This window comes from Megasphaera sp. DJF_B143 (assembly GCF_900320625.1).
GTDB lineage: Bacteria > Bacillota > Negativicutes > Veillonellales > Megasphaeraceae > Megasphaera > Megasphaera hexanoica.
The window spans coordinates 1-13,736 of sequence record NZ_ONTA01000027.1; the positions used below are offsets into that span (position 1 = coordinate 1).

Genomic DNA, 13,736 nt, shown 5'->3' on the forward strand with positions numbered 1-13,736 from the left:
GCATGCAGTTTTCTACGGAACGGCATGATGCGCTGCTGCTGGCCGGAAACGGTGCTCTTGGCATTACGGATGAAATTTTCAACAGAAATACCCTGTACGGCGATAGGCTGCTGAAATGCCATAAAAATACCGGCCTTAGCTCGTTCATTGACGGGGGCATCGGTAATATCATTTCCTTCAAAGAAAATCTTTCCTGCTGTTACGACGTATTTCGGATTGCCCATAATCGCATTGAAAAGCGTCGATTTGCCGGCGCCATTGGAACCCATGATAACGTGGGTTTCTCCTGTATTGATTGTTAAATCGAGACCTTTCAGGATTTCTTTGCCTTCTACGGCGATGTGTAATCCTTCTACTCTCAGTAATTCGCTCATGTTGTATCACTCCTATGAAACTTCTTGAACCGTGTCAGAGCTAATTTGTAATGTATACTGTTTAGCTACACATAAGATTACTCCAATACGGAATTAAAGTCAACTCTTTTGGTGCATTTTATCATGCAATTTGGAAAAAAAAACTGTGTCCAGCAAGAAAACGGAGCTGCCATCACAGCCCCGTCTACTTATTTCTTTTTCCGACGCCATCCGATGATCTGAGCCAGGACGGCAAGAACTGCCAGCACCAGCAGACCGATCATCTTGGCCGTCGGCCCTTCCATGACCAGCGCGTAAATCAGATAAAAGAATACGACAAGCCAGAGAAATATGTTTATCTTGCGGACCATATCATCACTCCTGTGCAGCTTCCTGCCGCTTCATGGCCAGTTTCGCCTGGATATACATGGCGCATTCGATGCGCTTCTTCTGGATGCGGCAGCTCAGTTCGTACGGTGTCTGGATGTTGCCGCCATATTTGATATTGTTGGCATGACATCCGCCACTGCAGAAAAACTTGGCCCAGCACTTGCAACACTCCGGTTTATTGAGGACATGCATATCGCGAAACAGGGCCGGAATGGTATCATTCGTCACGCCATCGTAGACGTTGCCGATGACATAACCGTCCTGGCCTACGAACTGATGGCAGGGATAGATGTCACCATTGGGGACGACACACATGTATTCGTGCCCGGCACCACAGCCGCGCAGCCGTTTGGCGATGCAGGGGCCGCGGTACAGATCCATAATAAAATGATAATAAACGAACGGATGACCTTCATCATAACGCTGAAGATAAAAATCCGTAAGGCGGTCGTATTCATCAAAAATCCTGGGAAGATCGTCGTCCGTAATGGCATAGGATAAATCGTCGCCTACGACAGGTTCCATGGAAAGACCTTCAAAACCCAGATCCGCCATATGCCGGACATCTTCTGTAAAATCCAGATTATATTTGGTATACGTACCGCGCACGTAATATTCTTCGCCATTGCGGTGTTTGGCTGCATAAACCTGATTCCGTGCACATGTGTCGTACGAGCCGTGACCGCCTGCATCGGGACGCATGCGGTTGTGGACTTCCGGACGGCCATCGAGGCTCAGGATAAGACTGATATGCTGGTCGGTCAGGTATTTCACTTTGGCCGGATCCAGGAGCATACCATTCGTCGTGAGCGACAGCTTAAATACCTTATCGTGGATTTTTTCCTGTTCGCGGATATATTCAATAGTCTGTTTCACTACATCGAAATTCATAAGCGGTTCGCCGCCAAAGAAATCGATTTCACAGTGCTGCCGCTTGCCTTCTGTGCTTTTAATAAGCAGATCGACGGCCCGTTTTGCCACGTCGAAGCTCATGAGTTCCCGTTTATGCGTGTCATAATCACCCTGGGATGCAAAACAGTATTTGCAGCGCAGATTGCAGTCGTGGGCAATATTGAGGCACAACGATTTGATGACCGGTTCTTCCTCAGCCACGACTTTAAAATTATCACACATGGGTGCGAAGAGCATTTCTTTTTCTATCAGTTCATCCAGTTCGGAAAGAGATTCATCTAGTTCACTCCGGGAATACGTCGTCCCCAGTCCTTCATAGACGGCGTTTTTATTCGTGCCGTCATAAATGTCGAGGATATCGTAAGTCACCTTGTCGATGACATTGATGATGCCGCTATTGACGTCGAGCAGCATGTACGTTCCGTTCTGGCAATATTTATGGATCATCGGATTAATTTGTTCAGACATAGTTCCTCCATACAAAAAGAATACCCTTTACCTTCCGGTAAAGGGTGTCCCCTCAGTGTTCAACCTTATTTTGTGCAGACCTGATTGCCTACCGTGCAGGATGTCTTGCAAGCGGACTGGCAGGATGTCTGGCATTCGCTGCAGCCAGCGTGCTGCGCCGTCTTCTGGATAGATTCTGTATTAATAGTAATGATGTGTTTTGCCATGATATTCACCTCTCATAATTATAACTGGTATTATTGTAACATAGAACCGTATTTTCTACAATGTCTTATAAAAGACTGAATCCTTCAAAAACAAAATTTTTCCCAACCCGCACGACGATGGATCGTTCCTGGAACAGCTCATTCGTGTCAAAGAAAATGTCGAACCCGCCACGATAGGTGACATAGACGGAGTTGATATGTTTCAGATATCCCCGGATTTCTTCAGCGGAAATTTCCGGTTCCCCGTCGGACCGCCATTTCTTATTCTTAAAATTGGCAATGAGCGGTGCATGGGCCAATACACGGACATGATGCTGATGAATCCAGTCCCATATTTCTTTGCTATACCGTTCGGCTTCTTCCTTCTGGTCTTCACCGAGACCTTCCAGCGTAAATAATACAGGCTTGTCACCGTACATGACTTCATCCATATAACTGCCTTTTACATATTGTAAACTCATATCGATTGAACCCTCCACCGTACAAATTCACAGACACATATCAATCACTGTGCCCTTTTATACTACAAAATTCTACAACATTTGTCAAACTGAGATAGCAAAAACAGGACAATATATTTTATATTTTTCAATTTCAGTACGTTATATACAGATACCCCGTCAGATGTTCAGGCCCCGTTCCGGTTCATAAATTCACCTTTTTCAATCTATCTCTACACAACCCATTCTTTTCATGCTACAATGATACCAATCTTGAGAATACCAAAGAGGCGATACGTATGATTGAATATATCATCCGTCATACTGTAAAGAATTACAGCAATACAACTGACAAAAAGGTCCGCGAGCAGTACAGCATCGTCGGCGGCATCCTGGGTATTATCTGCAATCTCTTCCTGTTCATCGGGAAGTTTCTCGTCGGCATGACCAGTGGCAGCATCGCCATCATTTCCGATGCCTTCAACAACCTGAGCGATATGGGATCGTCTTTTATTTCTATAATAAGCGCCAAGCTGAGCAATCGTCCTCCTGACGAAGACCACCCCTTTGGTCACGGGCGGTTTGAATACCTGGCATCCCTTACTATTGCCATCCTGATTCTCATCGTCGGGTATAAGCTCTGTGAAGCATCGGTTACGAAATTCTTTGAACCGGAAACATTGGATTTCTCGTTGTGGGGGGTCATCATCCTCGTCGCATCCATTGCCGTCAAAGGATGGATGTGCCTGTATAACCGCTATATTGCCAGGCAGATTCACTCCAGTGTCAATGAGGCGACTGCATCCGACAGCATCAACGACGCCATCGCCACGACGGGTGTCCTGCTGGCCACCATTGCCCAGCAGTTTACGACTCTGCCCATCGATGCCGCTGCCGGTACGCTCATCGGACTGCTCATTCTCTATTCCGGTGGCAGCCTGGCAAAGGAAGTCATCAACATTCTCCTCGGCAAGGCACCAGACCCGGAACTGGTACGGGAAATTACCGACTGTGCCCTGCACTGCCCCTATGTCGTCGGCGTCCATGACCTGAAAATCCACGACTACGGCCCCGGTCGTACCTATGCTTCCATCCACGTGGAAGTGCCTGATACGTCCGATATCGTAGAAGTCCATTCGGCTGTCGATGAACTGGAGGATATTCTGAAAGAGAAATTCCAGATCAATATCAACGTTCACATGGATCCGCTCTGCACGGATGAGAAAATCATTTCGGCCATGCGCCACGATATCGACACGTTGATCCAGACGGAATATCCCCAGTATCATACGGATAATCTCCGCTTCACTGCCGGTGCGCGCCATCCGAATATCATCTGCGACCTCCATATCCCGCCGGAAGAATACTCCGAAGAAAACATCATCGCCATCCGTAAAAAAATCAATGCATCCATCAAAAAATATAACGAACGATACCACGTCGTCCTGGCAAACATCCTGCCAGAAGGAAAACAGTGACCGGCAACAGGCCCGGTGGCAACTCCCATGAGATTGCTGCCGGGCCTGTTAGTTCTGATGCTAAAAAATACAATCCTTTTGCCGGCTGTACCGCCTATCCAGCCGAAAATAGTGTATAATAAAAGCGATAGACAGATTCTGAGAAAGGTGGCATATATGTGAACATTCCCAAACTAATAGAAGCAGCTGTTGCCTACGACCATGGCGATCCCCGGCGTATCCAGCATTTCCTCAAAGTCTACGCCTACGCCGATTTGATTGGTCAGCTGGAACACCTCGCTCCGGATACGCAGGAAATCCTGGTAACGGCAGCCGTACTCCACGATATCGGCATCCACGCGGCAGAAGAAAAATATGGCAGTTCGTCCGGCAAATATCAGGAATTGGAAGGGCCGGCTATCGCCCGCAAGCTGTTGGAACCCTTCTCTTCTTCTTCGTCTTTTACCGACCGCGTCTGCTGGCTCATCGGCCATCATCACACCTATACGGGCATCGACGGCCCCGATTATCAGATACTTTTGGAAGCGGATTTTCTGGTCAACGCCTACGAAGATCAGCTGGATGCAGACGCCATCCGCACCTTCCGGGATAAGGTGTTCCGCACCGGGTCAGGTATTTCGCTGCTAAACACTCATTTTGATATATAGATTAGTTCAGAAGTAGTTTTTCGCGTTTGGAAAGGAGCGGTCCTCATGTCTGCTATTGATACGTTTCTCCAGATGGTCCATGATTCGGACAATATTGTATTCTTTGGCGGTGCCGGCGTTTCTACGGAAAGCGGCATTCCTGATTTCCGCAGTAAAGACGGACTCTATAACCAGCACTACAAATATCCCCCTGAAACGATGCTCTCCCATACGTTTTACGAACAGCATACAGACGAGTTCTATCGGTTCTACCGGGATAAAATCCTGAATGCGTCTCTTTCGGCCCAGCCTAATATGGCTCACAAGAAGCTGGCCGAACTAGAACAGGCAGGCAAGCTGAAGGCTGTCATTACCCAGAATATTGACGGACTGCATCAGAAAGGCGGCAGCAAAAATGTTCTGGAACTGCACGGCAGTATCCACCGCAATTTCTGCCAGCACTGTCATAAATTCTTCGATGCCGAATATATCAGGCAGACGACAGGTATTCCTAAATGCGATGCCTGCGGCGGTACCATCAAGCCCGATGTCGTTCTTTACGAAGAAGGCCTCGACAATGATGTCATCGAACAATCGCTGTACTACATCAGTCATGCCGATATGCTCATCATCGGCGGTACCAGCCTGGTTGTCTATCCGGCCGCCGGCCTCGTGCGTTACTATCACGGCCACAAACTGGTACTCATCAACAAATCAAGCACCGATATGGACCATACGGCCGACCTGGTACTCCACGATTCCATTGGCGAAGTCTTTTCCAAGATAAAACTCTGACCCAACCGGGCCCGGGATATACCAGATTGACAAAAGCAGCTGCGTTACACAGAATGTAATGCAGCTGTTTTTTAGTATAAAGACGATAATGGTAGATGTAAACACACCTATTTTCCTGCTTCCTCTTTCTGCAATACGCTATGACGGTTGCCATATACGAGGTAAATCAGCAGTCCCAGTACAGACCATCCGCCAAAGAGGAGGAGCGTATGGGGAGATAATTCCGAGAAGATGAAGGCACAGCAGATAAATCCCAGGGGAGCAATGATGTGCACGGCCGGGCAGCGGAATCCGCGCGGCTTGTCGGGATAGACGCGGCGCAGGATGAGAATGCCCACGCAGGAGCAGAGGAAGGCAAAAATCGTTCCGGCACTGCACGTTTCCGCTACGATGTGTATGGGTGTGAATCCCGTGATACAGGCGACGACTATGCCTATGATGATCTGAATGATATAAGGCGTATGGAATTTCGGATGCACTTTGTAGAGACTCATAGGCATGAGGCCGTCCCGGCTCATAGAATAGAGAGCACGGCTCTGGGCAAAGAGCATGCCAAGGACGACTGTGGAAAGGCCACAGATAGCGCCCGTACCGACGATAGCCGACCCCAGGTGCAGGCCGATGTATTCGAGGACATACGAAGCAGGAGCCGCCGTATCCAGCATCGGATATGGTACGACGCCGGTCATGGCCGCACAGACGGCAATGTACAGGATGGTGCAGATGGCCAGAGCCAGAATGATTCCGATTGGCATATCCCGTTTCGGATTCTTCGTTTCTTCTGCTGCCGTAGATAAGGCGTCAAAGCCAAGGTAGGCAAAAAACAGCACGGCTGTGCCGGCAAATACGCCCTGCATGCCAAAGGGCAGGAAGGGCTGCCAGTTGACCGGCTCAATGTGCGGCGCTGCCAGGAATAAGAACAGGAAAATCGTGCCGATTTTGACAAAGACGAGAATCCGATTGACCCTGGCACTTTCCCGGACACCGACGACGAGAAGGGCCGTTGCCAAAAGGACGATGAGCACAGCCGGCAGATTGATGATACCGCCATCAGCGGGTACGCTGGTCAGTGCCTTGGGCAGGTCGATACCGCAGGAATGAAGGATGCCGACAAAATAGGCAGACCAGCCACCGGCTACGGCACTGGCTCCGACGGAATATTCCAGAATCAGGCTCCAGCCGACCCACCAGCCGAATATTTCACCCAGCGATGCGTAGGCGTACGTATACGAGCTCCCCGATACGGGAAGAAACGATGCCAGTTCGGAATAGGCCAGACAGACAAAGGCGCAGGTAATGGCCGCGAATACAAAAGACAGCATGAGTCCAGGGCCGGCATATTTGGCCGCTCCAATACCCGTCAGGACAAAAATCCCCGTTCCGATGATGATACCCAGCCCCATAAGGGTGATGTCAAAGGCGCCCAATGCCTTGGTCAACTTTTTCTCCTGCGTATGGGCCAGCAAGTCGTCGAATGATTTACGACGTAATAAATTCATATACTTTCCTCCATTTCTTACTATATTTTCCCATTTTACGAGAAAACATAAAAAATATCCCTTTGTGGACCTATTTTATCATATAACAACGCCAAAATCCATGACTATATTTCATCGCCTGTATAAATATTTGTAAATAGTAAAAAGACGCGGAAACAGTCATTACAACGTAATTCCGCGTCTTTTTACTATGCTAAAAATATACTAAGGTGACACCGTCTCCGCCATTTTGGGCATCGTCGAGTTTGTACTGTCTGACAAAGGGCTGTTCATCCAGGAAGGCGTGGACGGCTCTTCGCAGGGCACCGCTGCCTTTGCCATGGATGATGCGGACCGGACTGAATCCGGCAGCCAGTGCCTGATCGAGGAACCGTTCGATTTCGGGTATGGCTTCGGGTCCGGTCTTGCCGATAATGTTGAGCTCTGTCGCAACAGGACCGGTCCGGATTGGCCGGAAGGACGAACGGCTCTGTTCCCGTTTCTCTTCCTGCTTTTCTTTCTTAATTTCTGACAAATAAGGGGCACTGATGTCCTGTATCTTGACGCGGACGGTCATGCCGCGCACCGATACGGTCACCTTCTTGCCGTGGATTTTTTCTACTGTTCCCAGCCCGTCGAGAGAATTGATATAGACCTGCTGGCCCGTTTTGAGCTGGGCCGGGTCGATGGGATCGCGGTGCGGCTTTTCTGCTTCGGGCAGGGAAATCTGCTGGATGGCGCGGCGGGCCTGTTCGATGGCCTTCATCCGTTCCTTTTCACTCAACGATTCTTTCGACTGGGCTTTTAACTCCCGGATGATTTTTTCTGCCTCCAGCCGCAGATTGCGTTTCATATCGACGGCCTGACGCCGGCTGGAATCGATAATATCCTGCCGCTTGGAAGTGACTTTTTCTTTTTCCCTGCGCAGTGCCTCTTCTATCTGGCGCGCGCTGGCCAGTTTCGCCTCTAGTTCCTGTTCTTCTTCATCCATGCGTTTGGACTGGGCATTTAGTTTGGTCAGGATGGCTTCCATATCGACGTCCTGAGCCCTGCTGCGCAGTTCTTTCGCTTCGTCGAGAATCTCTTTGGGCATGCCCAGCCGTTCACTGATGCTGAAGGCATGGGAACTGCCTGCCGAACCAATGCGCAGCTTGTACGTCGGTTTCAGTGTATTCACATCGAATTCCACATGGCCATTTTCGATGCCCGGCGTATTATAGGCAAAGTTTTTCAAATCATTATAGTGGGTCGTCACCATGACATAAGAGCCCTTGGTGTACAAATTCTTGAGGATGGCGATGGCAATAGCACTGCCTTCAGCAGGATCCGTGCCAGATCCCAGTTCATCTGCCAGGATCAGATCGTCGGGACCACAGTGTTTCAGGATATAAATGAGCTGCTTCATGTGGCTGGAAAAGGTACTGAGATTCTGGGAAATATCCTGTTCGTCACCAATATCGGAAAAAATGTCGCGGAATATGGGCAATTCCGACCCCTCCATGACGGGCAGGAACAATCCGGACTGATGCATGAGAGCCAGAAGGCCCAAGGTCTTCATGGAAACGGTCTTGCCGCCCGTATTGGAGCCCGTAATAAGGAGTATGCGGTATTCTCCCCCTATGACAATTGTATTGGGTACGACCTTGACCGCATCAATTAGAGGATGACGGGCCTGGATGAGTTTTACCATCCGCCTTTTGGAAATAACCGGCCGCGTCGCTTTCATAGAAAGAGCCAGCTGTGCCTTGGCAAAGATAAATTCCAGCTTTCCTACGGCATAGGTACTGTCGTAGAGATTTTCATAATCTCCGGCGATAAGGGCCGTCAGGCGGCGGAAAATTTTTTCGATTTCCCTCGTTTCTGCGATACGGGCCGCCTGCAGGTCGTTATTGGCGTTGACGATGGCCATGGGTTCAATATACAATGTAGCCCCGCTGGCGGAGGTATCGTGGACAATGCCGGGGAAGGCATGACGGTATTCCTGCTTGACAGGAATGACGTAGCGGTTGTTGCGGACCGTTACCAGGGCATCCTGGAAATACTTCTGATATTCTTTATTTTGGAGTACATTGTAGACGTACCGTTTCGTCTGCCGTTCCAATTCAGAAATCCGCGTTCTCAGGCGCAAAAGCTCGACAGACGCATTGTCGCGGATCTGGTGGTTCTGGTCGAATACCTGGGCGATTTTGTGAATGATGAGGGAAAAATCGCCGATGTGGGAGGCCTGACCGGACAGACGTGGATAATCGCCTTCTTTTTCCGCAAAATACACCCTGATTTCTCCGTACCGCTGGGCATTGTGCCAGATATCAATGCAGTCCTGCCCGTCGAGTGTCACATCGCGCTTTGCCTTTTCCAATGCCGGACGGATATCGGTGATTCCTCCGAAGGGCACAGAGGCTTCCCGCTGCAAGCAGTGCCAGGCTTCTTCCGTATCAGCCAGGCGCGCTTCCACTACATCTGCATCGGATTCAGGACGCAGACGGCGGGCTATTTCCTTGGAAAGACGTGACGGAGCCAGCCTGACGAGCTGGTTCTGCACCTGATAAAATCCCAAAATCCGCATACTACGTTTATTCATATAGGGTAAAACTCCTTTTATTTCGTTTACTAATCGCTATCTTTATTTCTTATATAATGCCATGGAAGAAATGCCCCCGCGTGACATGCTGGTCTTCTTTCCCCAGAAGCATTGTTTCCCGGCCTTCCCATAATCGTACGTATCGGGCTGTCTGCACCGATACCCAGTCTGCACTGCGGCCCCGGCCTTCGATACGCAGCCGGCTGATATGGGCTGCCCGGAGATCCTTATAGTACGGAGCCATGTCCAGATCACGGTTATTGAGGATATGATTGCGGCAGAACGGGTCAGTCACGACAGGAAAATGCATGCCATGGCGGTCTTCCAGTGACAGATGGCGGCCGCTACAGGCACCATTGCAATGCCCTTTCCCTTCTTTGCTGAGACAGGCCGCCGCCTGGCAAAATTCGGTAATCATCATTTCCAGCCGGCCTTCTGCCAATACTTCTATGGAAACGGGTACCTGCCGGATAATCCGTCCAATCTGCCTCAATGTCAGTTCCGGAGACAGAGTCAGTTCACTACATCCGACATGAATGTAGGCCTGGGCGCTCTGGTTGTTAAAAATATTGAGTGACCAGTCGGCACTGCAGGGAAGGGACAGGCCTTCTGATTCCAGTAACGGAAATATCCCCATATTGCCAGCATAGATGCCAGATATACCCGCTTCTACTGCCAGGCGGAGTTCCGTCCGCACGGCAGCCACCTGACGGGGCCACAGGACCCGCGGCGTCGCGGCCCATAATTCACGGCCATACGATACGGTCAGGGCCGATACCCGTTTCCATTCCTCTGCCGTCACGAAATGATGATCGTACGTTTCTCCTCCATATATGATACGGCCGGCTCCTGCCCTGAGTGCCGCCTCGGCCCGAGCGGGCGAGTCACAACGCACGGTAATACAGGGTGCCGTATCCGCTATAGATGCCGCTCTTACAAAAGTCGTATCCGTTTCTGCCTTTCCCGCAGAGGGGCGATCATAGCCGGATAGGATATCCTCTTCCAGCCGGTCCGCCGCCTGACGGCGCAGTTCATTCAGGATACTGGCCGGGATCATGTGCGATTCATTCCAGACAGATGCATCTGCCAGAGTAAAACAGGTGTCACCCAATCGTTCCAGCTGCCCTTTGACCCAGTCACGCGTCGCCGGCCGTCGTGTTGCCCGTTCCGGCTGAAAAGAAGAGACGGCTTCAGCCGTATGGCCGTCTTCGTCCCACAGGGTCAGGCGCAAATTTCCCTGGTCAGTGCAATCTACATGACCGTAGACGGGTATATGACGGGTCAGGCCCGGATCTCCGCCTCCCGTATTGGGCACGCGGTTTCCCGGTATACCTGCCGTGATGGTGTGCCGGCCCAGATGATCCTTCAGAAAATCGGCCTGATAGGTGCGGTTGAAACTCTGTTTCAGCTGTTCTTCCGCTTCACGAAGACAGTGTTTCTGCTCTGTCGCAGGCTGATGCCAGCTATCCAAAAGGCTGCGATAGGCTCCCACAACGGTACGCACGTAACCGCATCCTTTCATGCGCCCTTCAATTTTGAGCGAGGAAACGCCGGCAGACAGGAGTTCATATATCTTAGAAGAACTGTTCAGGTCTTTCAGGCTCAGTATATAAGACGCTTCTCCGGTCAGGGGATCATCGCCATCATACAGCTGATACGGCAGGCGGCACGGCTGGGCACAGGCGCCGCGATTCCCGCTGCGGCCGCCGATAAAACTGCTCATCAGGCACTGTCCGGAATAAGCCATGCACGATGCGCCGTGAATGAAAACTTCAATGGCAGCGTGAGCATGGGCACAGATATAGCGGATTTCCGAAAGAGGCAGTTCCCGCGCCAGTACGACCTGGGTAAAACCGAGCCGTTCCAGGAAACGCACGCCATTCAGATCGGATACGGTCATCTGGGTGCTCCCGTGAAGCGGCAGATTTGGTACGACGCGCCGGGCAATCTCCGCCACAGCCAGGTCCTGCACGATGATGCCATCGACAGACAAATCATCCAGCTTTTTCAGATAGACCGTCAAATCAGATAGTTCCGTGTCTGCCACGAGAATATTTACGGTGACATAAATCTTAACGCCCATCAGATGGGCTATCCGCACGGCCTGAGCCATTTCCTCATCGCTCAGATTGTGAGCAAATTTGCGGGCATTAAACCCTTTCCCACCCAGATAAATCGCATCGGCACCGGCGTCGATTGCCGCCCGTACCGTATCCAGTGAACCTGCCGGAGCCAGTAACTCTGCCATAATTCCTCCTTATATTCTCCTTCGTATGCCAGCTATCCTGCAGAGATACCTGGACAAACTAACTCTATATTCTGAAGTGAAATATACTCAACTATCTTGTATACGTGACTTTTATTGTACCACTTCTGTTTTATCCTTAGCAATGTCTTTTATTCGAGCCATCAACGTTCTCCCAGAAAAAAAACGGCCACATGCCAAAGCATGTGACCGTTGTACGACCTGTGAAATTAGTGTTTCTTTGTAATCTGGCCGGAGATAACGATTCTCTGTACTTCGTTGGTGCCTTCATAGATCTGCATGATTTTAGCATCACGAACGAGTTTTTCAACCGGATATTCACGGCTGTAGCCGAAACCGCCGAGGATCTGGATAGCATCGAGAGCTACCTGTACGCACATATCGCCGCAGAAGCATTTGCAGATAGCAGCTTCACGGGAGTAGTTGTAACGGCCATTCTTTCTTTCGTCATAGTATTTGTTGAGGAAGTTGATGATGGAGGAACGGCCAACTTCTGTCTGGATATCCATATCAGCCAGTTTGAAAGCGATAGCTTCGTGTTTGATGATCGGTTTGCCGAATGTCTGACGAACCTGAGCATATTTAACAGCTTCGTCGATACCGCGCTGAGCAATACCAACTGCCAGGGCACCAATCATAGGACGGGCAAGGTCCAGCGTCTGCATAGCATAGATGAAGCCTTTGCCTTCTTCACCTACGAGGTGATCAGCCGGGATATGAACGTCCTGGAAGATAACTTCTGTCGTGTTGGAGAGGCGGATACCCATCTTGTTTTCTTCAGCGCCAATGGAAACGCCTTCGCGGTCACGTTCAACGATGAAAGCGGAGATGCCTTTTACGCCCTTCGTATTATCCGTTACAGCGAATACGGTGTAAACGGAAGCAACGCCGCCGTTGGTGATGAAGCATTTCGTGCCGTCGATAATATATTCGTCACCAACTTTTTTAGCTGTCGTCTTGCTGTTGGAAGCATCAGAACCAGCATCCGGTTCGGTTAAGCAGAATGCGCAGAAGCCCGGTACCGGAGCTTTTTCAGACGTCTTTTCGCCGTTGAGGAAATCAGCATAGAGTTTTTTCTGTTCGTCATTGCCGTGCTGGAGGATCGGTTTCAGGCCGAGGGAAGAAGCGGCTACTGCTGTAGCAAAGCCAGCATCAACTTTGGACAATTCTTCGTATGCAGCGGCTACGGTGTAGTAGTCCTGGCCAAGGCCGCCGTATTCTTCCGGAATTTCCAGAGTCGTCAGGCCGAGGTCAACAGCGCCCTGATAGAGGTCGAGAAGTTTTTTGCCTTCTTCTGTTTCCGGTGTCAGTTCCGGAGCGTTGTCCAGTTCCGGTACGAGCGGCATAACTTTCTTTACTGCATAGTCTTTTGCCAAATTAACGATGTCCATCTGCTCTTTGTTAAGAATATAACCCATTTTACATCTCTCCTTTGATTAAAGTCATAGCCAGAAAATAGTATAGTACAGGCTATGCCATTTGGGGCTATTAATTATATCATACAGCTACCCGTTATGACGGTGGCTGCTGAAATCAATGATAGGTACTCGGGTGTTTCACGCTTTATGTTCATTATATCACATAATATCTGTTTTGTAGACTCTTTATTTAAATATTTACAAAAATATTTAACGATGGCACCGTATACCGGATACAGTGTCCTTTCCTTTCTGCTTGCATGCCAGAAATACGGAGGAGCAACGATTCCTTTTATGTTATTTCCATCACATACTCAGTATGATA

At 49.8% G+C, this 13,736-nt stretch carries 12 protein-coding genes; 3 read left to right on the forward strand and 9 right to left on the reverse strand.

The features are described from left to right. From DBO31_RS00625 to DBO31_RS00640, 5 genes are all read right to left on the reverse strand, one after another. Positions 1 to 374 (reverse strand): ATP-binding cassette domain-containing protein (locus DBO31_RS00625; protein WP_150824193.1); only part of this gene is annotated, 374 nt, incomplete at its 3' end. A 188-nt stretch (positions 375 to 562) separates the two neighbouring features. Next, complete coding sequence (locus DBO31_RS09215) at positions 563 to 724, reverse strand: hypothetical protein (protein ID WP_154662689.1); 162 nt, start codon at positions 722 to 724, stop codon at positions 563 to 565. Positions 725 to 728: 4 nt separating this feature from the next. Next, on the reverse strand, positions 729 to 2,123 hold the full coding sequence (gene scfB / locus DBO31_RS00630) for a thioether cross-link-forming SCIFF peptide maturase (RefSeq protein WP_150824194.1): 1,395 nt from the start codon (positions 2,121 to 2,123) through the stop codon (positions 729 to 731). A gap of 65 nt (positions 2,124 to 2,188) precedes the next feature. Then, on the reverse strand, positions 2,189 to 2,329 hold the full coding sequence (gene scfA / locus DBO31_RS00635; RefSeq protein ID WP_059077334.1) for a six-cysteine ranthipeptide SCIFF: 141 nt from the start codon (positions 2,327 to 2,329) through the stop codon (positions 2,189 to 2,191). A gap of 65 nt (positions 2,330 to 2,394) precedes the next feature. Continuing rightward, positions 2,395 to 2,790: a hypothetical protein gene (locus DBO31_RS00640; protein WP_059077335.1), complete on the reverse strand. Its 396-nt coding sequence runs from the start codon at positions 2,788 to 2,790 to the stop codon at positions 2,395 to 2,397. Between the two features lie 278 nt (positions 2,791 to 3,068). Between DBO31_RS00640 and DBO31_RS00645 the strand changes: the two genes are divergently transcribed. The 3 genes from DBO31_RS00645 to DBO31_RS00655 all read left to right on the forward strand — a co-directional run bounded on the left by DBO31_RS00645 (position 3,069) and on the right by DBO31_RS00655 (position 5,668). After that, positions 3,069 to 4,247, forward strand: coding sequence for a cation diffusion facilitator family transporter (locus DBO31_RS00645; RefSeq protein ID WP_059077336.1), 1,179 nt, complete (start codon positions 3,069 to 3,071; stop codon positions 4,245 to 4,247). 158 nt (positions 4,248 to 4,405) lie between these two features. Further along, positions 4,406 to 4,894 carry an HD domain-containing protein gene (locus DBO31_RS00650; RefSeq protein ID WP_075582154.1) on the forward strand — a complete coding sequence of 163 codons (489 nt, stop codon included), beginning with the start codon at positions 4,406 to 4,408 and terminating at the stop codon, positions 4,892 to 4,894. 45 nt (positions 4,895 to 4,939) lie between these two features. Further along, positions 4,940 to 5,668, forward strand: coding sequence for an NAD-dependent protein deacylase (locus tag DBO31_RS00655; protein ID WP_059077338.1), 729 nt, complete (start codon positions 4,940 to 4,942; stop codon positions 5,666 to 5,668). Positions 5,669 to 5,775: 107 nt separating this feature from the next. On the opposite strand, the gene DBO31_RS00660 is transcribed toward DBO31_RS00655, so the two are convergent. The 4 genes from DBO31_RS00660 to DBO31_RS00675 form a co-directional block, all read right to left on the reverse strand. Next, a complete protein-coding gene (locus tag DBO31_RS00660; RefSeq protein WP_059077339.1) occupies positions 5,776 to 7,167 on the reverse strand; it encodes an amino acid permease in 1,392 nt (463 codons plus the stop codon). A gap of 193 nt (positions 7,168 to 7,360) precedes the next feature. Then, a complete protein-coding gene (locus tag DBO31_RS00665) occupies positions 7,361 to 9,727 on the reverse strand; it encodes an endonuclease MutS2 (RefSeq protein WP_150824195.1) in 2,367 nt (788 codons plus the stop codon). A gap of 49 nt (positions 9,728 to 9,776) precedes the next feature. Further along, complete coding sequence (locus DBO31_RS00670; RefSeq protein ID WP_150824196.1) at positions 9,777 to 11,975, reverse strand: DUF3656 domain-containing protein; 2,199 nt, start codon at positions 11,973 to 11,975, stop codon at positions 9,777 to 9,779. A gap of 227 nt (positions 11,976 to 12,202) precedes the next feature. Next, positions 12,203 to 13,411, reverse strand: a complete 1,209-nt coding sequence (locus DBO31_RS00675; protein WP_150824197.1) for an acyl-CoA dehydrogenase family protein — start codon at positions 13,409 to 13,411, stop codon at positions 12,203 to 12,205. Positions 13,412 to 13,736: the final 325 nt, after the last annotated feature.

Coding starts and splice junctions, on each gene's coding strand:
- scfB (WP_150824194.1), bottom strand. CDS start 2,123: ATGTCTGAACAAATTAATCCGATGATCCATAAATATTGCCAGAACGGA.
- DBO31_RS00655 (WP_059077338.1), top strand. CDS start 4,940: ATGTCTGCTATTGATACGTTTCTCCAGATGGTCCATGATTCGGACAAT.
- scfA (WP_059077334.1), bottom strand. CDS start 2,329: ATGGCAAAACACATCATTACTATTAATACAGAATCTATCCAGAAGACG.
- DBO31_RS00665 (WP_150824195.1), bottom strand. CDS start 9,727: ATGAATAAACGTAGTATGCGGATTTTGGGATTTTATCAGGTGCAGAAC.
- DBO31_RS09215 (WP_154662689.1), bottom strand. CDS start 724: ATGGTCCGCAAGATAAACATATTTCTCTGGCTTGTCGTATTCTTTTAT.
- DBO31_RS00660 (WP_059077339.1), bottom strand. CDS start 7,167: ATGAATTTATTACGTCGTAAATCATTCGACGACTTGCTGGCCCATACG.
- DBO31_RS00645 (WP_059077336.1), top strand. CDS start 3,069: ATGATTGAATATATCATCCGTCATACTGTAAAGAATTACAGCAATACA.
- DBO31_RS00675 (WP_150824197.1), bottom strand. CDS start 13,411: ATGGGTTATATTCTTAACAAAGAGCAGATGGACATCGTTAATTTGGCA.
- DBO31_RS00670 (WP_150824196.1), bottom strand. CDS start 11,975: ATGGCAGAGTTACTGGCTCCGGCAGGTTCACTGGATACGGTACGGGCG.
- DBO31_RS00640 (WP_059077335.1), bottom strand. CDS start 2,790: ATGAGTTTACAATATGTAAAAGGCAGTTATATGGATGAAGTCATGTAC.